The organism is Vibrio sp. Vb2960 (genome assembly GCF_033337665.1).
Taxonomy (GTDB): Bacteria; Pseudomonadota; Gammaproteobacteria; order Enterobacterales; family Vibrionaceae; genus Vibrio; species Vibrio alginolyticus.
Window position 1 is genome coordinate 94,548 of the sequence record NZ_JAWORD010000009.1, and the last position, 24,901, is coordinate 119,448.

Consider the following 24,901-nt stretch of genomic DNA (forward strand, 5'->3'; position numbering starts at 1 on the left):
CTCAGTGACCGTAAGTTCTAGGTTTGGTGTAGTAATCGATCAGTGGCACACACATATTTGCAAGCAACACTGCAAATGCAACACCATCTGGGAAACCGCCCCAACTGCGAATGATAAAAACCAAAGCACCAATAAGCGCACCGAAGATTAAACGTCCTTTGACGGTGGTAGACGCCGAAACGGGATCGGTTGCAATAAAGAATGCGCCAAGCATGGTTGCACCAGATAACAAGTGTAAAATTGGCGACGCAGTTTCCCCTGGCGTCAGCAACGTGAACACTAGGCTAAACAGAGTCAGACTCGCAAGGAAACCTGCTGGAATATACCATTGGATGATACGCTTTTTGATCATGACTATGCCGCCAAGAAGGTAAGCAAGGTTTACCCATTGCCAACCAATACCACCTAAGCCATCAAATATTGGCTGCGACATTACTTCGCTTGGAGTGGCACCTGTAAGAATGCCAGTCTTAAATGCATCAAGTGGTGTCGCCATTGTCACGCCGTCAACACCTGAGCGAACTTGCTGAAGTGATAAGCCGTCGTAATCATAGCCCGTAAAAATTAAAGAGAGTGTATCTGCAAAATTTACATGATCAGGTATGAGTGATGTCGGTGCACTCCAACTCGTCATTTGTACTGGGAAAGAGATCAACAAGACCACATAAGCGACCATTGCAGGGTTGAATAAGTTTTGTCCAAGGCCACCATAGAGGTGTTTAGCGATTACTATCGCAAAAATAAGCCCGATCACCATAATCCACCACGGAGACCATGGTGGTATAGCAACGGCTAACAACCAAGCGGTAACTATTGCACTGTTATCACGTAGCGCTCTCATTGGTGAGCGTTTACGACAGATCATGACTAAGGCTTCAAGGGATACAGCGACTGCAATGGCAAAAATCAGTTGAATAAGCGTACCCCAGCCAAAGAAGTAGGTTTGAGCTACTAAACCTGGAAGTGCGCAAAGTGCCACCCATTTCATTAAGTCTGGCGTACTACGACGACTGTGGGTATGCGGTGAACTGGCAATAAAAAACGACACTACTCGTTCTCCTCAGTATTATTTTTATTAGCTTCTTGTTGCGCTTTGCGTGCCTTCGCGCGCGCAATTGCTGCGGCAACCGCGGCTTTTTTCGGATCTTCGGTTTGCTCGGCAGGTGCTTCAGCTTCTTCCGCTTCAGTTGAGTCTGCTTGTTTCGCTTTACGAGCCTTCGCGCGTGCAATGGCAGCAGCAACCGCGGCTTTTTTCGGATCCACTTCTGGTTCTTCAGAAGTTGCGTCTTCAACAGGCTCAGTTTGCGTTTCTTGCTTCGCTTTGCGCGCTTTGGCTCGAGCGATGGCAGCAGCCACGGCGGCTTTCTTCGGATCTTCGGTTTGCTCGGCAGGTGCGTCAGCTTCTTCCGCTTCAGTTGAGTCTGCTTGTTTCGCTTTACGCGCTTTGGCACGTGCAATGGCAGCAGCCACTGCGGCTTTCTTCGGATCGTCGGTTTGCTCAGCAGGTGCTTCAGCTTCTTCCGCTTCAGTTGAGTCTGCTTGTTTCGCTTTACGTGCTTTGGCACGTGCAATCGCGGCAGCCACGGCGGCTTTTTTCGGATCTTCGGTTTGCTCGGCAGGTGCTTCGGCTTCTTCCGCTTCAATTGAGTCTGCTTGCTTCGCTTTTCGTGCTTTGGCACGTGCAATCGCAGCAGCCACGGCGGCTTTTTTCGGATCTTCGGTTTGCTCGGCAGGTGCGTCAGCTTCTTCCGCTTCGGTTGAGTCTGCTTGCTTCGCTTTGCGCGCTTTGGCTCGAGCAATTGCAGCGGCAACTGCGGCTTTTTTCGGATCGTCGGTTTGCTCAGCAGGTGCGTCAGCTTCTTCCGCTTCAGTTGAGTCTGCTTGCTTCGCTTTACGTGCTTTGGCACGTGCAATGGCAGCAGCCACCGCGGCTTTTTTCGGATCGCCGTCTTGCTGCGCAGACGTTTCCGATTCTACAGATTCAGTTGAATCTTCTTGTTGTGCTTTTTTCGCTTTAGCTCGGGCGATGGCGGCCGCAACTGCCGATTTTTTATCATCAGCGTTATTGTCTGGCGTTTCGCCTTGTTCTTTTTGCGCTTTACGTTCGCGAGCAAGACGTTTGCGTTCTTCGCGCAGTTTTGCCATTTCTGAGTTATCAGGTTCACTAGAGCCTGCTTTAGCTGCTGCCGCTTGTTTAGCCTTCGCTTTGGCAATGGCTGCCGCTACGGCTGGTTTTACTGCTGGCTCTGCTTTTTCAGTGGTTTCTGTCTTTTGAGCTTTCACTCGTGCGATCGCTGCTGCTATCGCATCATCGCTACCAGAAGACTTCATCTCTTTTCGGCGTTGATCGGCAGCTTTCTTGAAGCGATTTTCACGTTCTGCTTTTTCGCGTTCCATACGCGCTTTTTTCTCTTCGAAACGCAGTTTTGCTCGCTCTGCAGCTTCCGCTTCTTGTGTTCTAGTTCGAATTTCTGCTTTCGCTTGGCGGTAGTACTGTACGAGCGGAATTTCACTTGGACACACAAACGCACAAGCGCCGCACTCGATACAATCCTTTAAGTTTAACTCTTCGAGTTTGTCATACTCTTCAGCTTTTGCATGCCATTGCAGTTGTTGAGGCAGCAGCGAAGCAGGGCACGCTTCTGCACATTGGCTACAGCGAATACATTCCATCTCATACTGGTGCGGAGAGATCTCACGACGAGTCGGAGCAAGGATACAGTTTGCTGTCTTGGTAATCGGCACTTGGGAGTGAGGAAGGGTAAAGCCCATCATTGGCCCACCCATAATTAAACGCTGTAACTTCTTATCTGCTTTATAGCCAAACTCATCCAACAGTGCTTGTACTGGTGTCCCTAACAATGCCCAAACGTTGCGTGGTTGTTTGAAGGTTTTACCAGTGAGAGTCACGATGCGCTTTATCATCGGTTCACCGTCGATGACTGCGCGTTTTATAGCGTAAAGAGAACCAACATTCTGGACCAAAATACCAATATCGGCTGGAATCGCGCCACTTGGTACTTCTTTATTGGTTAAAATTTTGATCAGCTGTTTTTCACCGCCAGAAGGGTATTTAGTCGGGATAACGCGAATAACGATATCTTTGTTTATAGCCGCAGCTTCTAGCGCTTTGATTGCTTCTGGCTTGTTGTCTTCAATGCCAATAATAGTGAGCTTTGGTGTCAGGATATGTTCGACAATTTCGATACCTTGAATAAGCTCTTCGGCATGTTCTTGCATGAGCTTGTCATCAGACGTGATGTATGGCTCGCACTCTGCTGCATTAACGATAAGAATCTCGGTACGAGCAAAACCTGATTGGATTTTTTTTGCAGTAGGGAAGCCTGCGCCACCCATACCAGAAATACCAGCGAGACGAATAACATCAATCAGTGCGTCAGAGGTTTCTTGTTGGTAATCTGCGACGGGGTTTCTTTCACACCATGCATCGTTACCATCAGGCGTGATGACAGCGCACAATTCACTTAACCCAGAAGGGTGCGCGACAGTTCGTGGCTCAATCGCGGTGAGCGTACCTGATGTTGGAGCATGCACTGGAACCGTAAAGCCGGTCTCCGATTGCGTTAATGGCTGACCTTTTAATACGTAGTCACCTTCGGAAACCAGTAGGTTACCCGCTTTACCAATGTGCTGTTTTAGCGGCAATACAATTTCTGACGGGATAGCCGCATGAGCGAGTTCAGTTTTGTTGGACTGCTTTTTATTTTCTGCCGGATGCACACCACCTGGGAAATCCCAAAGCGCGCCTGTACGAATTTGTTCAATCAAAGACAACATGTGAAACCTTACTTAATTGAATCTTTCACGTTCGCTGCATTGTCGGCAGCATCCGTAATGTTAAGTACCGGAATGGAGTGAAGTTGCCACTTCCAGCTTTCTGTGGTCGTTGCCACAGGAATCATTTCAATACAATCAGTCGGACATGGGGCAACACACAAGTCACAGCCCGTACATTCGTCTTTGATTACGGTATGGACCGCCTTTGTTCCGCCTACAATTGCATCCACCGGACACGCCTGAATACACTTAGTGCAGCCAATACACATGTCTTCATGAATAAACGCAACGGTTGGAATTTTGCTGTCGAGATCGTGCGCAGATTCTTCTGGCTCAACACCCATTAAGTCGGCGAGCTTTTCGATTGTTGCCTGACCACCAGGGGGACATTTGTTTATGTGGTCGCCATTTGCAATTGCTTCAGCATAAGGGCGGCAACCAGGGTAGCCACATTGACCGCATTGAGTTTGCGGTAAAATGGCGTCGATTTGATCCACAATAGGGTCCGCTTCAACTTTAAAGCGAATAGAAGCAAAACCAAGTATCGCGCCGAAAATCGCAGCCAGAACCGCTAACGCGATAATCGCAATTAAAATCGTACTCATCGCTTACTTCACCAAACCTGTAAAGCCCATAAAGGCGAGTGACATTAAACCTGCTGTAATCATTGCTATTGATGCACCTTTAAAAGGTACAGGAACGTCGGCGGCGGCTATGCGCTCTCGCATGGATGCAAAAAGTATCAACACCAATGAGAAACCAACAGCGGCGCCGAAGCCGTAGATGATCGATTCAATAAAGTTATGGTTTTCATTAATGTTAAGAAGTGCCACGCCCAATACTGCGCAGTTTGTTGTGATCAGCGGTAAGAAAATGCCAAGCAAGCGATAAAGCGTCGGGCTGGTTTTGTGCACAACCATTTCGGTGAACTGCACCACAACGGCTATCACCAAAATAAAACTCATGGTTCGAAGGTACTCAATACCTAGTGGACGAAGGATGTAGCTTTCCACTAAATACGCACACACTGACGCGAGCGTTAGCACAAAAGTTGTCGCTAAGCCCATACCTATTGCTGTTTCCAGTTTTTTGGACACACCCATGAAAGGACATAGGCCCAAAAACTTCACCAGTACAAAGTTGTTCACCAGCACAGTGCCGACCAACAACAAAACATATTCGGTCATAGTTATTACGTTCTTAAAATCCGATCTTGATATTATCGTGTTTTGTGACACCAATAACAACCAGTGAACGATGTGGTTTTACATACACGATGGAAAAATAGTCGTCTATTTGATCTATTTTGATGAATCAATAAGAAATTGAATCGTTTGCTGAATGTATTGTTAGCGAGAGGATACTACCTATTAATTTTCATCTAATGTGTGATTTTAAAAAAAGCCCGCCTCTCCCAGGTAGAAAAGAGAGGCAGGCAATGCATATTTACAAGCTAATTATTTAAATCTTCTGAGTGCTTGATGGACTATGTTTATATCTTACTTGTGAAAGTACGAGTGATGACGTCTTGCTGTTGCTCTGTCGTTAGAGAGTTAAAACGTACCGCATAACCAGACACTCGAATCGTCAACTGAGGGTATTTCTCTGGATGTTCAACCGCATCCAATAACATCTCTCGGTCTAGAACGTTGACGTTAAGGTGTTGACCACCTTCAATCGCAATGCCCTCGTTGCTTGCTTCGTGATGGAAGTAACCATCCATTAGCGCAGCTAGGTTCTTCTTCTGACTCAAGTCATCTTTACCCAATGCGCTCGGCACAATTGAGAAAGTGTAAGAAATACCATCTTTAGCGTAAGCAAACGGTAATTTAGAAACCGATGCCAGAGACGCAACCGCCCCTTTTTCATCACGACCGTGCATTGGGTTTGCACCCGGTCCAAAAGGCATACCTGCGCGACGGCCATCAGGTGTATTACCCGTTTTTTTACCGTAAACCACGTTAGATGTGATTGTTAAAATCGATTGAGTTGGCACTGCTTCGCGGTAGGTGTGCATCTTCTGAATTTTCTTCATGAAGCGCTCAACTAGATCACAAGCGATGTCATCAACACGGGCATCGTTGTTACCAAATTTTGGATAATCACCTTCGATTTTAAAATCAACGGCGATGCCATCTTCATCACGAACGGGTTTCACGGTTGCGTATTTAATTGCTGCTAAAGAGTCTGCAACAACAGACAGACCTGCAATACCACACGCCATCGTGCGGTGCACGTCGCGATCCATCAATGCCATCAGTGACGCTTCGTAGCTGTAACGGTCATGTGAGTAATGGATGATGTTCAACGCTGTGACGTATTGCGTTGCTAACCATTCCAACATGTTGTCGAAACGAGGCATCAAAGCGTCAAAGTCGAGAATTTCATCTTGAACTTTGTCCACTACCGGACCCACTTGCGCTTTCGATTTTTCATCGATACCACCATTGATGGTGTAAAGCAGCGCTTTTGCAAGGTTGGCACGTGCACCAAAGAATTGCATGTGCTGACCAACAATTTGCGGGCTCACACAACATGCAATCGCGTAGTCGTCATTGTTGAAATCAGGACGCATTAGATCGTCGTTTTCGTATTGAACCGAAGAGGTATCAATCGACACTTTTGCAGCGTATTGCTTGAACGCTTCAGGTAATTGCTCTGACCAAAGAATCGTCATGTTTGGCTCAGGAGCAGGGCCCATAGTATGTAGTGTATGTAAGTACCGGAATGTCGTTTTAGATACTAGCGTACGGCCATCAACGCCCATACCAGCCATGGCTTCGGTTGCCCAGATTGGGTCGCCAGAGAACAATGAATCGTATTCTGGTGTGCGTAGGAAGCGAACCATGCGTAGCTTCATGATGAAGTGGTCAATCATTTCTTGCGCTTGTGACTCATCAATCAAACCGTTTGCGATATCGCGTTCTAGATAGACGTCTAGGAAAGTCGAAGTACGGCCCAGTGACATTGCTGCGCCGTTTTGCGATTTAACCGCCGCTAGGTAGCCAAAGTAGGTAAATTGGATCGCTTCTTGTGCTGTTTTTGCAGGTAGCGACATATCAATGCCGTATTTCAGACCCATTTGACGAATGTCTTCAAGTGCTTGAACTTGATCGGCTATTTCTTCGCGAAGACGAAGTGTTTTCTCAAGATCGTTGCCTTGTTCTAAGAACGTTTGTGTTGAGTTGTATTGTTCTTTTTTGTCTGCTTTTAAGAAGTCGATACCGTATAGGGCGAGACGGCGATAGTCACCAATGATACGACCACGGCCATAGGCATCAGGAAGGCCCGTGATGATGCCTGATTTACGACACGCCAGAATTTCTTGGGTGTAAAGGTCGAAACACGCTTTGTTGTGAGTTTTACGGTATTCAGTGAAGATCTTTTCAACCGTTGGATCCAATTCGCGGCCATAAACTTCGCACGAGTTTTTTACCATGCGAATCCCGCCATTGGCGATGATTGCACGTTTTAGCGGTTGATCAGTTTGTAAGCCAACGATCTTTTCCAGATCTTTGTTGATGTAGCCTGCATCGTGGGAAGTGATTGTTGAGGGCAAGTCTGTGTCAAAATCAATAGGGGCGTGTGTGCGGCTTTCTTGTTTTATGCCTTCAAGCACTTGGTTCCATAATGCTGAAGTGGATTTGCTAACCTCGGCTAAGAAAGACTCGTCTCCCTCATAGGGTGTATAGTTTTTTTGGATGAAGTCACGAGTGTTGACAGAGTTTTGCCATTCACCAGCAGTAAATCCAGCCCATGCATCTAGCATGTCAGTTGTCGGAATAGTCATAAGTAAATCCCTAAGTTATTGATAATTAGAATGGAGGCGACGAGTAGGACGGAACCATTCTTAACCCTTTTAATCGTATGGATTTATTTGTTATGAGTAAAATGAATGCTTTTCATTTTTTTTATGATTAAATTGCATTAATAATAGATTCAACTATTTACGATTGTGTTTTGCTAGAAAAGAGACAGAATTAAATGTGTGGTGCTGTGAGAACACTATCTATGACAATGTTATGAGTTCTGTAATTTGAACTTATTTCGGTGTGATTTTATGGCGCCTAGATTGGCTTAGATTTCATGGCGATTAAGATACAAAAAAGCCGTGTCTTGCGACACGGCTTTTCTATAATCTGGCTCCTCCTGCTGGGCTCGAACCAGCGACCTGCGGATTAACAGTCCGTCGCTCTACCAACTGAGCTAAGGAGGAATTGCTTTGCTTGAAAGCGGGAAGAATCTTACCGAGCACTCAAACTACTGTCAACAGTAAAAAAATACATTTTTAGCAAAAAATATTGAGTTAAGGGCTTTACTTTTCTGTATGGCTTGCCAGTAAAGGCTCGAGGTTAGTTATCCACTAAATTTGTGGATAAGTATGTTGATGAGATCTGGGTAAAGAAAATTGATATGCAACTAAGTTTTTATTTAATGAATTTTTAGTCGGAGTTATGCGTAAAATAAGCAAATAAAACAGAGATTTATCGATCTTAATCAAAAGGTATTCAAAGTGGATAAAAATCAATCTTTTGGGGATAAGAAAGTTTTAAGCTAATTTTTGGGGAAAAGTTGTGGAAATTATAATGTGAAGAATGTGTGTAGCTCTTCAACTAGGGCGAAGTACTATATCAGAGTCACTTTTGTATGGCTATAGCATTCTAGACAAACAAGAAAATTTATTAACAATGATGGTTAAATTCTCGATAGACGTAGATTTCATTAGCTAAGGTGTATATATATACAGCCAAAGCGCAGTAAAATTGAGGAAGGGTATGAGTAAAGTCTATGAATTGGTCTCCGATTATCAGCCGTCGGGCGATCAACCAGGAGCGATCAATCAGTTGCTTGAGGGGCTCGATGCTGGGCTAGCACATCAAACATTGTTGGGGGTCACAGGCTCAGGTAAAACCTTCACACTAGCGAATGTGATTGCTCAAGCCCAACGACCTGCAATATTACTTGCGCCAAACAAAACGCTTGCTGCTCAGTTATATGGTGAGATGAAGTCATTCTTTCCTAATAATGCGGTTGAGTATTTTGTTTCTTACTACGATTACTACCAACCTGAAGCATATGTTCCCACAACAGATACTTTCATTGAAAAGGACGCTTCGGTTAACGCCCACATTGAGCAAATGCGACTGTCTGCCACTAAAGCTTTATTGGAACGGAAAGACGCTATTATCGTTGCTTCGGTTTCAGCTATCTATGGTTTGGGTGATCCGGAATCCTACTTACAAATGATGCTTCATTTGCGACGTGGAGATGTGATTGATCAGCGTGATATGCTTCGTCGCCTAGCGGAGCTCCAATACTCACGCAATGATGTTGCTTTTGAGCGTGGCCAATTCCGTGTTCGAGGTGAAGTGATTGACATCTTCCCAGCCGAATCAGACCAAGACGCTGTGCGCGTTGAGATGTTTGACGATGAGGTGGATTGCATCAGTGTGTTCGACCCATTGACAGGCGTGGTCAAACAACGAGACTTGCCGCGCTATACCATCTATCCCAAGACGCACTATGTCACGCCAAGAGATCGCATTCTTGAAGCGATTGAAAATATTAAAGTCGAACTAGAAGTGCGCAAAAAGCAGCTTCTAGATAACAACAAGCTACTGGAAGAGCAGCGAATTAGCCAGCGCACTCAATTCGATATCGAAATGATGAATGAGTTGGGCTTTTGCTCCGGTATCGAAAACTATTCTCGTTATCTCAGTGGACGCTCGGAAGGTGAGCCGCCACCAACCCTGTTTGACTATTTACCTCATGATGGCTTGTTGATCATCGATGAATCTCACGTGACAGTACCGCAGATAGGTGCCATGTATAAAGGTGACCGTTCGCGTAAAGAAACGCTGGTGGAGTTTGGTTTCCGGTTACCTTCAGCTTTGGATAATCGTCCACTGAAGTTTGAGGAGTTTGAAGCACTAGCGCCACAAACGATTTTCGTCTCTGCTACTCCTGGAAATTACGAACTAGAAAAATCGGCGGGTGATGTGGCGGATCAAGTCGTTCGCCCTACAGGCTTGCTTGACCCTGAGTTGGAGGTTCGCCCAGTAGCGACCCAAGTCGACGACCTATTGTCTGAGATCCGTATTCGCGCTGCTAAAGATGAGCGAGTTCTGGTTACAACACTGACCAAACGAATGGCTGAAGATCTCACCGAATACCTTCACGAACATGATGTTAAGGTACGTTATTTACACTCAGACATTGATACTGTTGAGCGTGTGGAAATTATCCGTGACCTTCGCCTTGGAGAATTTGACGTGCTGGTGGGAATCAACTTATTGAGAGAGGGCCTGGATATGCCAGAGGTCTCGTTAGTTGCAATTTTGGATGCGGATAAAGAGGGCTTCTTGCGGTCTGAACGCTCACTCATTCAGACCATTGGTCGTGCTGCACGAAACATCGAAGGTAAGGCGATTTTATACGCTGACCGAATCACCAACTCAATGAAAAAGGCGATGGATGAAACTAACCGTCGTCGCGAGAAGCAGGAAGCGTACAACGAAGAAATGGGTATTTCGCCACAAGCGCTCAAACGAAATATCAAAGACATCATGGAACTTGGCGATATCACTAAGTCTAAACGCCAGCGTAACACTAAACAGGTACCATTATCGAAAGTGGCGGAGCCTTCGCAAACTTACGAGGCACTGTCCCCTCAGCAGCTAGAAAAAGAAATCAGTCGACTGGAGGCAGCTATGTATCAGCATGCGCAAGATTTAGAATTTGAGTTAGCGGCACAAAAGCGTGACGAGATTGAAAAACTACGAGCGCAGTTCATCGCAAATAGTTGAACAAACTTACCGATTTAGCTATCCAAGCATTTTAGGTCGCTTGTAAAAAAAAGAAGCCAATAGGCAGTCGGGTCTATTGGCTTGTTTTGTGAACATATCGTTCACTAACAACGTCAGTTGGCTAGGTGACCCGAGGGGTCACTATCGTTACAGCATGGTTTGTGCCACTTTTTAAATAATTGATATTATTTTTGAATTTTTTCCTTTGCCCATAATTTAGCTAATGTTATTTGCAAAATGCAAAGCGTAATGCGATTATTGTTTAAAACACAACAAAATAATAGCTAGGTTATGCAACAAAAACCCGAAGGCCCAAAGTCTCGTTACCTTTTAATGGTCGAGGACACCGCATCTGTTGCGGCTCTGTACCGCTCATACCTGACACCGCTTGGCATAGATATCAATATTGTCGGCACAGGTAGGGATGCCATTGAGAGCCTAAATCATCGAATTCCAGATCTTATTTTACTCGATCTCCGTCTGCCAGATATGACGGGGATGGACGTTTTACATGCCGTTAAAAAGAGTCATCCCGACGTACCTATAATTTTTATGACCGCTCACGGTTCTATCGATACCGCTGTCGAGGCCATGCGTCATGGCTCACAAGACTTTCTAATTAAACCGTGTGAAGCAGACCGTTTACGTGTCACGGTTAACAATGCCATTCGTAAAGCGACCAAGCTAAAAAATGAAGCCGATAATCCAGGTAATCAGAGCTATCAGGGGTTTATCGGCAGTAGCCAAACCATGCAGCAGGTTTACCGTACGATAGATTCAGCGGCGAGCAGTAAAGCGAGTATTTTTATCACAGGTGAAAGTGGTACTGGTAAAGAGGTATGTGCCGAGGCTATTCACGCAGCAAGTAAACGTGGTGACAAACCTTTTATTGCAATTAACTGTGCTGCAATTCCAAAAGATTTGATTGAGAGTGAACTGTTTGGTCACGTAAAAGGGGCCTTTACTGGCGCTGCGAATGATCGTCAAGGGGCAGCTGAGTTAGCGGATGGCGGCACACTTTTTCTAGATGAGCTTTGTGAGATGGACTTGGATTTACAAACCAAGTTGCTACGATTTATTCAAACGGGCACATTCCAAAAAGTGGGTTCCTCAAAAATGAAGAGCGTGGATGTGCGCTTTGTGTGTGCCACTAACCGTGATCCCTGGAAAGAGGTACAAGAAGGTCGATTCCGTGAAGATTTGTACTATCGTTTGTATGTCATTCCTTTGCATTTACCGCCTTTACGCGAACGAGGCGAAGATGTTATTGAAATTGCATACTCACTGTTAGGTTACATGTCACACGAAGAAGGAAAAAGCTTCATACGTTTTGCGCCTGATGTCATCGAGCGATTCAACAGCTATGAGTGGCCGGGTAACGTTCGTCAGTTACAAAACGTGCTACGCAATATCGTTGTTCTAAACAACGGTAAAGAGATTACGTTGGATATGTTACCGCCACCGTTGAATCAACCGCTTGACCGTCCGTCGTCTGTGGCTAAATTAATTGAGCCGAAAGCGATGACCGCATCTGAGATTATGCCATTATGGATGACGGAAAAAATGGCAATCGAGCAAGCGATTGAAGCATGTGATGGCAATATTCCTCGAGCGGCGGGATACCTTGATGTCAGTCCGTCGACGATTTACCGCAAGTTACAGGCATGGAACGGCAAGGAAGAGCGGCAAAAAGTATGAGTGTAAATGTATTAAATCAGCAAAAAATAGATGAACTGTCGATGGAAATTGGCAGTGACAACGTACCTGTACTGTTCGATATCTTCCTAGGAGAAATGGATACCTATATCGAGAACTTATCCCAACTACAGGGGGCAGAGCGATTAGCTTACTCAAAAGAAATCAGCCACGCGCTGAAAAGTAGTGCTGCGAGCTTTGGGGCAGATCGCCTTTGTGAACTGGCGATGTCCATAGACAAAAAAGCGAAAGCCGATGATTTAACTGCGGAGTCTGAGGAATTAGAGGCGATGTTCGATCTTTTGCACGAAACTCGAGATGCTTATCGCTCTTGGCGACAGTAGCTATTTATTCCTATTAACCATTTTTTCTTAGTAAACATCTGTTCTTACTGGATGCCTGAACTAAAACCCTTCGATGACAGAAGGGTTTTCATTATCAATAAACAACTTAAAAGAGGGCGCTAGTCAGGTAACGTGCTCCTAGATAGAAAGTTGTAGCTGATTTTCAATCGCTAGTTTGAGCTTGTTTCTATCGTGACGCCAGTCTCGGTTAGAGGAGGCGAGTGACTCCGTCACTACATTCCATTGACTTAAGACGTCTTGCTCGGTTTTCTCTGCTAGAACCACGTCTATTTTTCTTCCTTGACAGGCACGTTCACACCATTCTAATTTTTGAGCCATCGTCATTCGTCCCGCTGGGCCGTATTCTGGACTCAGGTTAGCAACAAAAATGACTTTTGCTTTTGTGTTTGCTGCAATCGCTTTGCCGAGTTCAGGCAGCAATAAAGGAGGCATGATACTAGTTAAAAAACTGCCAGGGCCAAGAATAATCGCGTCCGCTTCCGCCAAAGCTGTGATGGCTTCTTTGGTAGCAGGCACTTCTGGTGAAAGATCCAAACGTCGCAAGTCTGCTTTCATTTCGTCGACATTTGTTTCTCCCGTAACCCACTTCCCATCTACGGATAACGCGGAAAGATCCGAAGGGTGTTCGGACATAGGAAGGATGTTAACATCGACTTTTAACATATTGCGAATCAGATTAATGGCATCTAAAGGTCTGACCGATAAGTTATCGAGTGCAGTAAGCATCAAATTACCAAGATTATGACCATCAAGTTCGCCAGTGCCTTTGAAGCGATATTCAAACATCATAGAACTGATCGAAGGCTCTGTAATGAGCTGATTAATACAGTTACGTGTGTCTCCCCAAGCGATTCCTCCTTGGCAGTGACGAATTCTTCCTGTTGAACCACCATTGTCAGTCGTGGCAACAATCCCAGTTGCATTGCTGCCAAAATCTCGTAATGCGGCCAGCATTCGACCTAAGCCATGACCACCGCCAACAGCGACCACTTTTTTATCTGTGTAGATATTCATTATGTTCTTCTAATAATCTAATAAAAAACGGCTACAATTTATCTTAAGGAGTGTCTTAAAGGTACTCACTTAGCGGTAAATTGTGTCTCTAGAGAGTTTTTTATCACTCAAGTCTGGATTCCATTACAAATATTAAGTATTTTACACCGCAAAGCTATCAGAGATTTCATATCTCTGGTTGCCATAACTCCGAGCTCACTATTGCTAAGTCCGAGGATAAGCGTTTTGAGCCAGTGGCGTACTGTCACAAGGGCATGATTGGAAATGGCCATGCCTCCCGTGTTTGGAAAGGTGTTCCGTGGCGCAACAATTCGAAGACAAATTTCATCGTAAGTTCTATTACTTGCGTCTGTCTGTGACCGACGTATGTAATTTCAAATGTACCTATTGCCTTCCTGATGGCTATAAGCCTTCGGGCAATAAAAACTCGTCTTTTTTATCTCTCCCTGAAATCAAACGGGTCGTAAAAGCATTCGCTGATTGTGGCACGTCAAAAGTGCGCATCACTGGTGGTGAGCCTAGCTTGCGCAAAGATTTCACTGACATCATTCATTCTGTCGCAACGACGCCAGGCATTCAAAAAGTTGCAACGACAACCAATGGCTATCGCATGGCAAAACAAGTCGCAGATTGGCGTGAAGCGGGTTTAACCCACATTAATGTCAGTGCGGATAGCCTTGACCCGCGTATGTTTCATCAAATCACAGGTGAAAATAAGTTTACTGAAGTCATGAATGGTATCGAACGTGCGTTCGAGGTCGGTTATGAGCAAGTAAAAGTTAATGTGGTGTTGATGAAAGATCTGAACCATCACGAGCTGCCAGCGTTTCTTAACTGGATAAAAGATCGTCCAATCCAACTGCGTTTCATTGAGTTGATGCAAACGGGTGAGATGGATGAGCTATTTAATAAGCACCATGTATCCGGAGTTGCAATTCGTAACCAGCTAATTGCAAATGGTTGGTTGCTGAAAGTGCGCTCGCATAATGATGGTCCTGCGCAAGTATTTGTTCATCCTGATTACAAGGGTGAAATAGGTCTTATCATGCCTTATGAAAAAGACTTTTGTGAAAGCTGCAACCGACTGCGCGTTTCTGCGATGGGTAAGCTGCACCTATGTCTGTTTGGAGACCACGGTGTAGAATTGCGTGATCTTTTGGAACGTGATGAGCAAGAGAGTGAGCTTATTGAACGTATCCAGGCGCAGTTACAAACCAAGTCGGTAAGCCATTTCTTGCATGATGGCAATACTGGTATGACGCCACACCTCGCGTCTATCGGCGGCTAACTTCATTCAACTTTTAGAGCGAGCTTAGTGATAAGCTGGCTCTAACTTTTTCCGAATCGATACCAAGCGTATCAAAGCTAATTAAGAGAATAGGTGAACAAATGGGTCACGCTGAAAGCAAATTCCAACCTGCAAATATTGCCGTTCTAACGGTATCTGACACTCGTACTGAAGAAAACGATACCTCTGGTCGTTACCTAGCTGAGCATGCTCAAGAAGCGGGTCACAACGTAGTAGACAAGCAAATTGTTATTGATGACATGTACAAGATCCGCGCGATTGTTTCTCAATGGATTGCTGATGAAAGCGTACAAGCGATCATGATTACTGGCGGTACAGGTTTCACCTCACGTGATAGCACGCCAGAAGCACTTAAGCCTCTATTTGATAAAGAAGTTGAAGGTTTTGGTGAGTTGTTCCGTATGGTGTCGTACGAAGAGATCGGTACGTCTACGATTCAGTCTCGTGCGATTGCTGGTTTTGCTAACCACACCGTGATCTTCGCAATGCCAGGTTCAACTGGTGCGTGCCGCACAGGCTGGACAAAAATTATTAAACAGCAGTTGGATGCAAGTCATCGCCCTTGTAACTTCATGCCACACCTATCTGTATAACCTTTCCTAAAAGCGAAGGAAAAACAATGACCCAATTTACACATATCAATGCTTCTGGCGAAGCAAACATGGTTGACGTGTCAGCAAAAACGGAGACGGTTCGTGAAGCTCGTGCTGAAGCATTTGTTCACATGGCCCCAGAAACACTTCAACTGATTGTCTCTGGCCAGCACCATAAAGGTGATGTATTTGCGACGGCTCGTATTGCTGGTATTCAAGCTGCGAAGAAAACCTGGGATTTGATTCCACTTTGTCATCCGCTACTACTCTCTAAAGTTGAAGTTCAACTGGAAGCTATCGAAACAGAAAACAAAGTTCGCATCGAATCAGTATGTAAACTTGCGGGTAAAACTGGTGTGGAAATGGAAGCGCTCACGGCAGCTTCCGTTGCTGCTCTAACGATTTACGATATGTGTAAAGCAGTACAAAAAGACATGGTCATTGGTCAAGTTCGTCTACTAGAGAAAACGGGTGGTAAATCTGGTCACTTTAAGGTGGAATCATGATTAAAGTACTTTTCTTTGCTCAAACTCGCGAGCTGATTGGCATCGACAGTGTCGAGTTAGACGGGCCGTTTGAAACGGTTGAATCCATTCGTGCACATCTAGTGGAAGAAGGCACTAAGAAAGATGGCAAGTGGGATTTAGCGCTCGAGCCAGGAAAGCTACTTGCTGCAGTGAACCAATCCATCGTCCCTTTGGATACACGAGTAAAAGCAGGTGACGAAGTTGCGTTTTTCCCGCCGGTAACTGGGGGTTAAGATGGATTCTCGTGTATCTGTACAAATTGAAGACTTTTCGGTTGAGCAAGAATATCAACGTCTATCTGAAGGGACGGCTGCCGGCGCTGTCGTTACATTCGTTGGTAAAGTTCGAGATATGAACCTTGGGGATAATGTCATTGGTTTACATCTAGAGCACTATCCGGGGATGACAGAGAAGAGCTTGAGCGACATTTGCGATCAAGCTGAGTCTCGCTGGCCACTATTAGGTGTACGCGTGATTCATCGTGTCGGAGACATGGATAGCGGTGATCAAATTGTATTTGTGGGCGTTTCCAGTGCGCACCGCGGCGCGGCATTTGATGCGTGCGAGTTCATCATGGATTATCTGAAAACCCAAGCACCATTTTGGAAAAAAGAGCGTACGACGAATGAAGATCGTTGGATTGAGTCGCGCGACACCGATCATCAAGCTGCACAGCGTTGGGAAAAATAGAACTAACCCGCATTCTAGTGAAAAAAGCTAAGTGCTAATGGTACTTAGCTTTTTTTGTATTTATCTTCATTGTATTGCTCACTTTGTTTCAATATTTCCTATCTTTTGTCTGGTGATATTCTTCACAATAAAAGTTTTTTGCCCAATATATAAACAATTATTTGTTAGACTTGATTTGTCATAAATGTTAAATGATGTGTAAATATCTAGCATAAGATGCTAGTAAATGGTTTAAACTTAGATTAATCGAAAGTTTCGCCTGTTAAATGTCGCTTCTGGTCTTTATTTGGCTGGTGAATGCTTTGGGGTTAGAGTTTACTGCTAGATATGTGTGGTTTAGTCAGCATTATTGGTTTTTTTGCTACATTTTTATGGCAAATTACTTCAATGATTGCTAATGTGTGCCGCAGTCTTTGTAAGGTTTTAGACTTTTGTGCTCAGAAAGTGCACTAAAAAAATCTAAAACTCTGACCGTTCCAGGCCCTTACAAAGAAGTCATGGATGCTAACGAAAAAATTTGGAGTTTTACGCATGTATAAGAATAAAATCACGCGCGCTTTATTTATTGGTGCTGGTCTTTCTCTCGCTCTAGCTGGTTGTGGTGAAAAGCCTGCGGAGAAACAAGCTGCTGAGCCTGCTCCGGCTCCAGCCCCTGAAGCTAAATCTGATTCTAAAGAGCCAAAACTTGCTGCTGTTCAAGAATTGGTGCGTGGTAACGGTACAGAAGTTGCGACAATAGACCCTCATAAATCTCAAGGTGTTCCAGAATCCCACGTGATTCGCGACCTTCTTGAAGGCCTTGTAAACCAAGATGCGGACGGTAACACTATCCCTGGTGTTGCAGAATCTTGGGAAACTGAAGACAACAAAACATACACTTTCCACTTACGTGAAGACGCAAAATGGTCAAACGGTGATCCTGTCACTGCAGGTGATTTCGTTTACAGCTTCCAACGCGCAGTCGATCCAGCAACCGCCTCTCCATATGCTTGGTACATGGAATACACCAAGATGAAGAACGCAAAAGACATTGTTGCGGGTAAAAAAGATAAGAGCGAGTTAGGTGTTAAAGCGGTTGACGATCACACGTTAGTGGTTGAGTTAGATACTGCAGTACCATATTTTGTAATGATGATGGGCCACACGACAGTGAAACCTGTTCATCAAGCAACTGTTGAAAAGTTCGGCGATCAATGGACGAAGCCAGAGAACTTTGTAGGTAACGGTGCTTATGTTGTTGACAACTGGGTTGTAAACGAGCGTTTGGTTCTAAAACGTAACGAACAGTACTGGGACAACGAAAACACGACGCTTGACCAAGTTACTTTCCTACCAATCGAGAACCAAGTAGCGGAAATGAACCGCTTCCTAGCGGGTGAAATCGACTTCACGAACGAGCTGCCTACAGAGCACTTCAAGCGTCTGAAGAAAGAGCACCCACAAGAAGTGTCTGTAACCGGTAACTTATGTACTTACTACTACATCTTCAATACGAAGAAAAAGCCGTTTGATGATGTTCGTGTGCGTAAAGCGATTTCTTATGCGATTGACCGTAACATTGTGACTGATGCGATTTTAGGTCAAGGTCAAAAGCCAGCTTACTTCCTAACACCTGAAATTACGGCAGGTTTCAACCCAGAAATCCCTGCATACGGCAAAATGACGCAAGAAGAGCGTAACGCAGAAGCTGCGCGTCTATTGGAAGAAGCGGGTTACGGCGCAGACAACCCTCTTGAATTTAACCTTCTATACAATACATCAGAGAACCACAAGAAACTTGCGGTTGCACTGGGTTCAATGTGGAAGAAGACACTTGGTCTTGACGTTACGCTAGAAAACCAAGAGTGGAAAACTTACCTATCTACCAAAGATTCTGGCAACTTTGAGGTTGCTCGTGCAGGTTGGTGTGGCGACTACAACGAAGCTTCATCTTTCCTAACGCTGATGATGAGTAATAACACTACTGGTGGTATTCACTACGACAGCAAAGAGTACGATGCGATCATGAACAAAGCATTTGCTTCAACTTCTGACGAAGAGCGCCAAGCGCTTTACCTAGAAGCAGAGAAGTTGATGGCAAAAGATATGCCAATCGCACCTATCTACCAGTACGTGAAATCACGTCTACTATCACCGAAAGTTGGTGGCTTCCCAGTAAATAACGCGGAAGACAAGATTTACTCTAAAGATCTCTACATCACAGAGTAATTCGTAACTCGATAGAACTATAAAAATGAGGCCCTACATGTGAGAAATTGCATGTAGCGCCTATCTTTAGTCCAAAAGAATTGGACGACTTCTTTAATTTAACTGTCACAGACTGAAAGAGTGAGTTTATGCTTAAATTCATCGCAAAAAGGATATTTGAGGCGATCCCAACAATGTTGGTTTTGATCACCGTATCTTTCTTTCTTATGCGCTTTGCACCGGGAAACCCTTTCTCGACAGAGCGTCCATTGCCACCCGAAGTAATGGCAAATATCGAAGCTAAATATGGCTTGGATAAACCTGTATTTGAACAATACACCACGTATTTGACCAATGTTATCCAAGGTGATTTCGGACCGTCATTTAAATACCTTGATTACTCAGTAAACGAGCTGATCGCGGTTGCCTTACCTGTTTCGGCTAAAGTGGGCTTCATCGCCTTTATCTTTACTTTGATAATGGGGGTTACCGTCGGTACCATTGCTGCGCTCAAGCAAAATACTTGGATTGATTACACCATTATGTCGACTGCGATGCTTGGTGTCGTAATGCCATCCTTTGTATTAGCGCCTGCGCTTATCTACATATTCTCGCTTCACTGGAATATCTTCCCTGCGGGCGGTTGGCAAGATGGTAGCTGGCAGTATTTAGTGCTTCCTGTTATTGGTATGTCGCTACTGTATGTTGCTACCTTTGCTCGTATTACGCGTGGTTCGATGATCGAAACCCTAAACAGTAACTTTATTCGTACGGCACGTGCTAAAGGTCTAAGTTACCGTTATATCATTATCAAACACGCTCTTAAGCCGGCACTTCTCCCTGTTGTTTCTTACATGGGTCCAGCTTTCGTAGGTATCATCACCGGTTCCGTTGTTATCGAAACCATTTTTGGTCTGCCTGGTATTGGTAAACTATTCGTTAACGCTGCGTTTAACCGTGACTACTCGCTAGTAATGGGGGTAACCATTCTGATTGGTTTCCTATTCATTCTATTCAACGCGATTGTAGATATTTTACTTGCAATGATTGACCCGAAAATTCGCTACTAACAGGGACGTTTGGTTATGTTAACGAAAAAAGAAAACCTAGAAGCGATTGAGAAATTCTCCGAAAACTTGGAGATTGAAGGTCGCAGTCTTTGGCAAGATGCTCGTATCCGTTTCATGCGCAACAAAGCGGCGATGGTGAGCTTATTCCTTCTTGTTCTAATGACCTTGGCGGTTATTATCCTGCCAATGATCGCACCGTACACATTTGATGATACTGACTGGTACGCGATGCACGTTGCACCGAATGCTGACCATTGGTTTGGTACTGACAGCTTAGGCCGTGATTTATACGTGCGTACGCTAATTGGAGGTCGTATTTCGTTGATGGTAGGTGTTATGGGTGCATTTGTAGCGGTACTGATTGGTACGCTCTACGGCGCAGCATCTGGTTTCATCGGCGGTAAAGTTGACCGCGTAATGATGCGTATTCTAGAAATTTTATACGCGGTACCGTTTATGTTCCTGGTGATTGTACTGGTAACATTCTTCGGTCGTAACATCATGCTGATCTTCGTTGCGATTGGTGCTATCGCATGGCTAGATATGGCGCGTATCGTACGTGGTCAGACTCTTAGTCTACGTAGCAAGGAGTTTATCGAAGCGGCACATGTGTGTGGTGTAAGCAACTGGAAAATCATTACTCGTCATATCGTACCTAACGTACTGGGTATTGTAGCGGTATACTCTACGCTGCTTATCCCAAGTATGATTCTAACGGAATCATTCCTATCATTCCTTGGTCTTGGTGTTCAGGAACCAATGACAAGTTGGGGCGCTCTTCTACAAGAAGGTGCACAGACAATGGAAGTAGCAATCTGGCAGCTGGCATTCCCAGCAGTGTTCATGGTTGTGACGCTATTCTGCTTCAACTACGTTGGTGACGGCCTGCGCGATGCGCTGGATCCAAAAGACAGATAATTAAAAGATAAGATTAAGGAAGCAATGATGAGCTTATTAGATGTCAAAGATCTGCGCGTCGAATTCACCACGCAAGATGGTATCGTAACCGCAGTAAACGATTTGAACTTCTCTCTCAACCAAGGCGAAACCTTAGGTATCGTTGGAGAGTCGGGATCAGGTAAATCTCAAACCGTATTCGCAATCATGGGCCTTTTGGCTAAGAACGGTATTATTTCTGGTAGCGCAAAGTTTGAAGGCAAAGAAATCCTAAACTTACCAGAAAAAGAACTGAACAAAGTGCGTGCGGAACAGATCGCAATGATCTTCCAAGACCCAATGACATCACTGAACCCTTACATGAAAGTGAGTGATCAGTTGATGGAAGTGCTTATGCTGCACAAAGGCATGGGCAAAGCGGAAGCATTTGAAGAATCAGTACGCATGCTGGAAGCGGTAAAAATCCCTGAAGCGCGTAAGCGTATCACGATGTACCCGCATGAGTTTTCAGGCGGTATGCGTCAGCGTGTAATGATCGCGATGGCGTTGTTATGTCGTCCTAAACTGCTTATTGCCGATGAGCCAACAACAGCACTTGATGTGACGGTACAAGCACAGATCATGGACTTGTTGAATGAGCTGAAATCTGAGTTCAACACAGCGATCATCATGATCACGCACGACCTTGGTGTGGTTGCAGGTTCGTGTGACAAGGTGCTGGTGATGTATGCAGGCCGTACTATGGAGTACGGCAACGTAAACGAAATTTTCTACAATCCAAGCCATCCTTATGCGGAGGGGCTGCTGAAGGCGATTCCTCGCCTCGATACTGAGGGTGAAATTCTGCCGACCATTCCTGGTAATCCACCAAACTTGCTTCGTCTACCGCCGGGCTGCCCTTATCAAGAGCGCTGTCACCGTGTGATGGATCGTTGTAAGCGCGAGGCGCCAATTCTGACACCATTTGGTGATGGTCGTCAGCGTGCATGTTTTTCTGAATGGGAGGCTTGGAACAAATGAACGCAGTAGACAAAAAACTAATTCTGGACATTTCTGAGCTGAAAGTTCACTTCAGCATTGCCTCAAAGTCGGCATGGCCGTGGTCAAAGCCTTCGAGCCTGAAAGCGGTAGATGGCGTGAACGTTCGACTATACGAAGGGGAAACGCTTGGTGTAGTAGGTGAATCAGGTTGTGGTAAATCGACGTTTGCTCGTGCCATCATTGGTCTGGTTGAAGCTACTGACGGCCAAGTAGTTTGGTTGGGTCAAGACCTTACTAAAATGAAAAGCGTTCAGCGCCGTGAGACGCGTAAAGAAATTCAGATGATTTTCCAAGACCCATTGGCATCGCTGAATCCGCGTATGACTGTTGGTGATATCATTGCTGAACCTCTTGAGACATTCTATCCAGAACTGTCTAAGCAGGAAGTGAAAGATCGCGTTAAAGAGATGATGGCGAAAGTTGGCCTATTACCTAACGTGATTAACCGTTACCCACACGAGTTCTCGGGTGGTCAGTGTCAGCGTATCGGGATAGCGCGTGCGCTTATCCTTAAGCCTAAGATGATCATTTGTGACGAGCCAGTATCGGCGCTTGATGTATCTATTCAAGCTCAGGTGGTTAACCTACTTAAAGAGATTCAAAAAGAGTTAGGGCTTTCTCTGGTATTCATTGCGCATGACTTGTCTGTCGTTAAACACATTTCAGATCGCGTTTTAGTTATGTATTTAGGTAATGCCGTGGAACTTGGCGAGGCCGAGGCTCTGTTTGCTGATCCTAAGCACCCATATACGCGTGCGCTGATGTCTGCGGTTCCGATCCCGGACCCGGATATTGAGCGCAATAAGAAAATCCAAATGCTAGAGGGTGATCTTCCTTCACCTATCAACCCACCGTCGGGTTGTGTATTCCGCACTCGTTGCCCACAAGCAACCGAAGAGTGTGCGAAGACAAAGCCAACCATTTTAGGTAATGACGTTCACGCGGTATCTTGTTTACACGTTAGTGTATAAATTCAGCCTGTGACGGGCTTAAGCGCGACACCTTCATCGGGTCGCGCTTTTTTTATGTGTCTGATTTATACATTCGAATTTCTTGAACATGATGTCCTAAGTTCGATGATTCTCTGTTTGATAGGAAACGCTAATATAGACACAAACAGAACGAGAGGAGAGCAATCATGGGTAAGTTGGTTGAAGGTGTTTGGCAAGATGTCTGGTATGACACAAAATCAAATGGTGGCAAATTTGTGCGCGAAGATGCCGGATTCCGTAACTGGGTTAAAAACGACCCTGATGCGGAGTTTACACCAGAGTCCGGTCGATACCATTTGTATGTCTCTCTTGCTTGTCCGTGGGCACATCGAACCCTCATTTTCCGCAAGCTGAAAGGTTTAGAACCACATATTGATGTCACGGTCGTTTGCCCTGATATGCTCAGCCAAGGTTGGCAAATGGGGCTTCCTGAGCCATTGTTTGGTCACACGCGCATGTATCAAATTTACACGCAGGCCAAACCCGATTACACGGGCCGCGTAACCGTGCCTGTACTTTGGGATAAAAAGACCAATACTATTGTGTCAAACGAGTCGTCAGAGATCATTCGCATGTTCAATTCGGAATTCAATGCGTTAACAGGGAATCACGACGACTACTATCCAGATCATCTAAAACACGTTATTGATGAGTGGAACGATTTTGTTTATCCAAATGTCAACAACGGAGTGTATCGTTGTGGCTTCGCGACTACACAAGAGGCGTATGAAGAAGCGTTTGATTCTTTGTTTAATGCGTTAGATAAAATCGATGCTCACCTAGCTACGCATCGTTACTTAGCAGGGAACACAATTACTGAGGCGGATTGGCGTTTGTTTACGACTCTTATTCGTTTTGATGCGGTGTATGTGGGGCATTTCAAGTGTAACAAGCAGCGCATCGCAGACTACGAAAATATACAAGGCTACTTAAAAGAGTTGTATCAAGTAAAAGGCGTCGAAGATACGACGGATTTCTATCACATTAAACGCCACTACTACTTCAGCCACACTGGGATTAATCCGACGCAAGTTGTACCAAAAGGGCCTGATTTAGACCTAAATACTCCTCATGGAAGAGAAAGGATTGGCTAGTTTGCTGCTTCCATCGCAAATGAAAAAGTACTTAACGGTTAGCAATGCCGTTAAGTACTTTTGTGTCATCTAAATACCGGGAGTAGGAAGTTTACTTTTTCATTCATCGCCACCTTACTTAGCGCGTACGATGTCCATCACTAGCTTTCCGTCCACTTTTACAGGACCGTCCTCTTTAGCGCCGAGCGTATACTCAAACACACCAGTCTTCATGCCACCTTTCTCTCCGTGGACCATTAACATCAGCATATCGCCTGATTCTACTGGTTCCATCAAAATTGCATTTACGTTTTCATTCTTTCCCATTTTTAACGGAGCGTAGCCGATAACAGGACCAGGCTTCATTGATTCGTCTGTTCGGTGGACAACCATCCACCCATTGTCATCAGCATGAGCCATTTCAGCGGTCACCGTTCCTCCGGACATATCTTGATCGACGCCTTTAATACTCGAGGCGGAAAAGCTGAATGAAGAAAAACTAATCAGAAACGCAGCTAAACCAAACTTTATCAGTGATGTATTGATGAAATCCTTCATATATATTCCTTAGCAGTCAATGAGTTTGTGCATTGCAGTAGCTTTTACGTATTTCCTAGCAAAAAAGTTTAGCTAAAACGTAAATAATGCCGATAAATTGAACAGGGGCCGTGCTGCCTTGGAGCCAATGTATTTTGGGGAATGGGTCAATCGGTGTAAGAACAAGCGCGAGCATTGTCGATTAGGTGTGGTGGGGCGATAGGGAGAAAAGCTTTGCGCACCAGTAATTATAGGTTGTGCAGTGATTGGTATAAAAAACAAATAAGTGTTCTGGCCAGCAATAGAA

The 24,901-nt window shown here is 45.0% G+C and carries 21 protein-coding genes, 1 tRNA gene and 1 riboswitch; of the genes, 14 read left to right on the plus strand and 8 right to left on the minus strand.

Annotated elements, in window-relative coordinates; translation table 11 throughout:
- Window position 1 precedes the first annotated feature (1 nt).
- From rsxD to R7O03_RS09925, 6 genes are all read right to left on the minus strand, one after another.
- The gene (gene rsxD / locus R7O03_RS09900) at window positions 2-1,048 is read right to left on the minus strand and encodes an electron transport complex subunit RsxD (protein ID WP_005380749.1); all 1,047 of its coding nucleotides are present in this window, start codon (window positions 1,046-1,048) and stop codon (window positions 2-4) included.
- Window positions 1,048-3,798 carry an electron transport complex subunit RsxC gene (rsxC, locus tag R7O03_RS09905; RefSeq protein WP_318131692.1) on the minus strand — a complete coding sequence of 917 codons (2,751 nt, stop codon included), beginning with the start codon at window positions 3,796-3,798 and terminating at the stop codon, window positions 1,048-1,050. The genes rsxD and rsxC overlap by 1 nt, the downstream gene beginning before the upstream one ends.
- A gap of 8 nt (window positions 3,799-3,806) precedes the next feature.
- Window positions 3,807-4,403: an electron transport complex subunit RsxB gene (gene rsxB / locus R7O03_RS09910; RefSeq protein ID WP_005380760.1), complete on the minus strand. Its 597-nt coding sequence runs from the start codon at window positions 4,401-4,403 to the stop codon at window positions 3,807-3,809.
- A gap of 3 nt (window positions 4,404-4,406) precedes the next feature.
- Window positions 4,407-4,985: an electron transport complex subunit RsxA gene (rsxA, locus tag R7O03_RS09915; RefSeq protein WP_005380762.1), complete on the minus strand. Its 579-nt coding sequence runs from the start codon at window positions 4,983-4,985 to the stop codon at window positions 4,407-4,409.
- Between the two features lie 305 nt (window positions 4,986-5,290).
- Window positions 5,291-7,588, minus strand: a complete 2,298-nt coding sequence (gene pflB / locus R7O03_RS09920; RefSeq protein WP_318131693.1) for a formate C-acetyltransferase — start codon at window positions 7,586-7,588, stop codon at window positions 5,291-5,293.
- Window positions 7,589-7,938: 350 nt separating this feature from the next.
- Window positions 7,939-8,014, minus strand: a tRNA-Asn gene (locus R7O03_RS09925).
- 559 nt (window positions 8,015-8,573) lie between these two features.
- Here R7O03_RS09925 and uvrB point away from each other — a divergent pair.
- From uvrB to luxU, 3 genes are all read left to right on the plus strand, one after another.
- Complete coding sequence (uvrB, locus tag R7O03_RS09930; RefSeq protein ID WP_017636056.1) at window positions 8,574-10,604, plus strand: excinuclease ABC subunit UvrB; 2,031 nt, start codon at window positions 8,574-8,576, stop codon at window positions 10,602-10,604.
- 291 nt (window positions 10,605-10,895) lie between these two features.
- Window positions 10,896-12,302, plus strand: coding sequence for a quorum-sensing sigma-54 dependent transcriptional regulator LuxO (luxO, locus tag R7O03_RS09935; protein ID WP_005380768.1), 1,407 nt, complete (start codon window positions 10,896-10,898; stop codon window positions 12,300-12,302).
- Entirely contained in the window at window positions 12,299-12,643 is a 345-nt protein-coding gene (luxU, locus tag R7O03_RS09940; RefSeq protein WP_136976695.1) for a quorum-sensing phosphorelay protein LuxU, read from the plus strand. Before luxO ends, luxU begins: the two co-directional genes overlap by 4 nt.
- Window positions 12,644-12,781: 138 nt before the next feature.
- On the opposite strand, the gene R7O03_RS09945 is transcribed toward luxU, so the two are convergent.
- Window positions 12,782-13,678 (minus strand): YvcK family protein, encoded by an 897-nt coding sequence (locus tag R7O03_RS09945; RefSeq protein ID WP_005388931.1) that lies wholly within the window; start codon window positions 13,676-13,678, stop codon window positions 12,782-12,784.
- Between the two features lie 175 nt (window positions 13,679-13,853).
- A riboswitch (molybdenum cofactor riboswitch) is annotated at window positions 13,854-13,988 on the plus strand.
- On the opposite strand from R7O03_RS09945, the gene moaA reads away from it, so the two are divergent.
- The 11 genes from moaA to R7O03_RS10000 all read left to right on the plus strand — a co-directional run bounded on the left by moaA (window position 13,977) and on the right by R7O03_RS10000 (window position 24,078).
- Complete coding sequence (moaA, locus tag R7O03_RS09950) at window positions 13,977-14,966, plus strand: GTP 3',8-cyclase MoaA (protein ID WP_213886603.1); 990 nt, start codon at window positions 13,977-13,979, stop codon at window positions 14,964-14,966. (Overlaps the previous riboswitch by 12 nt.)
- 101 nt (window positions 14,967-15,067) lie before the next feature.
- Window positions 15,068-15,580: a molybdenum cofactor biosynthesis protein B gene (gene moaB, locus R7O03_RS09955; RefSeq protein WP_005388935.1), complete on the plus strand. Its 513-nt coding sequence runs from the start codon at window positions 15,068-15,070 to the stop codon at window positions 15,578-15,580.
- A 26-nt stretch (window positions 15,581-15,606) separates the two neighbouring features.
- A complete protein-coding gene (gene moaC, locus R7O03_RS09960) occupies window positions 15,607-16,086 on the plus strand; it encodes a cyclic pyranopterin monophosphate synthase MoaC (RefSeq protein WP_005388936.1) in 480 nt (159 codons plus the stop codon).
- On the plus strand, window positions 16,083-16,340 hold the full coding sequence (gene moaD, locus R7O03_RS09965; RefSeq protein WP_213886604.1) for a molybdopterin synthase sulfur carrier subunit: 258 nt from the start codon (window positions 16,083-16,085) through the stop codon (window positions 16,338-16,340). The genes moaC and moaD overlap by 4 nt, the downstream gene beginning before the upstream one ends.
- A 1-nt stretch (window position 16,341) precedes the next feature.
- Window positions 16,342-16,797: a molybdopterin synthase catalytic subunit MoaE gene (gene moaE, locus R7O03_RS09970; RefSeq protein ID WP_005380781.1), complete on the plus strand. Its 456-nt coding sequence runs from the start codon at window positions 16,342-16,344 to the stop codon at window positions 16,795-16,797.
- Between the two features lie 531 nt (window positions 16,798-17,328).
- Window positions 17,329-19,005 (plus strand): ABC transporter substrate-binding protein, encoded by a 1,677-nt coding sequence (locus tag R7O03_RS09975; protein ID WP_017633862.1) that lies wholly within the window; start codon window positions 17,329-17,331, stop codon window positions 19,003-19,005.
- Between the two features lie 128 nt (window positions 19,006-19,133).
- Window positions 19,134-20,054, plus strand: a complete 921-nt coding sequence (oppB, locus tag R7O03_RS09980; RefSeq protein ID WP_005380786.1) for an oligopeptide ABC transporter permease OppB — start codon at window positions 19,134-19,136, stop codon at window positions 20,052-20,054.
- 15 nt (window positions 20,055-20,069) lie between these two features.
- Window positions 20,070-20,972: an oligopeptide ABC transporter permease OppC gene (oppC, locus tag R7O03_RS09985; protein ID WP_017633861.1), complete on the plus strand. Its 903-nt coding sequence runs from the start codon at window positions 20,070-20,072 to the stop codon at window positions 20,970-20,972.
- Window positions 20,973-20,999: 27 nt separating this feature from the next.
- Window positions 21,000-21,971, plus strand: a complete 972-nt coding sequence (locus tag R7O03_RS09990; protein WP_005380792.1) for an ABC transporter ATP-binding protein — start codon at window positions 21,000-21,002, stop codon at window positions 21,969-21,971.
- On the plus strand, window positions 21,950-22,963 hold the full coding sequence (gene oppF / locus R7O03_RS09995) for a murein tripeptide/oligopeptide ABC transporter ATP binding protein OppF (protein ID WP_005387265.1): 1,014 nt from the start codon (window positions 21,950-21,952) through the stop codon (window positions 22,961-22,963). The genes R7O03_RS09990 and oppF overlap by 22 nt, the downstream gene beginning before the upstream one ends.
- A 167-nt stretch (window positions 22,964-23,130) precedes the next feature.
- Window positions 23,131-24,078 (plus strand): glutathione S-transferase family protein, encoded by a 948-nt coding sequence (locus R7O03_RS10000; protein WP_262638645.1) that lies wholly within the window; start codon window positions 23,131-23,133, stop codon window positions 24,076-24,078.
- Window positions 24,079-24,192: 114 nt separating this feature from the next.
- Here the strand turns inward: R7O03_RS10000 and R7O03_RS10005 are convergent, their stop codons facing one another.
- Window positions 24,193-24,615, minus strand: a complete 423-nt coding sequence (locus tag R7O03_RS10005) for a hypothetical protein (RefSeq protein WP_005387269.1) — start codon at window positions 24,613-24,615, stop codon at window positions 24,193-24,195.
- Window positions 24,616-24,901 lie beyond the last annotated feature (286 nt).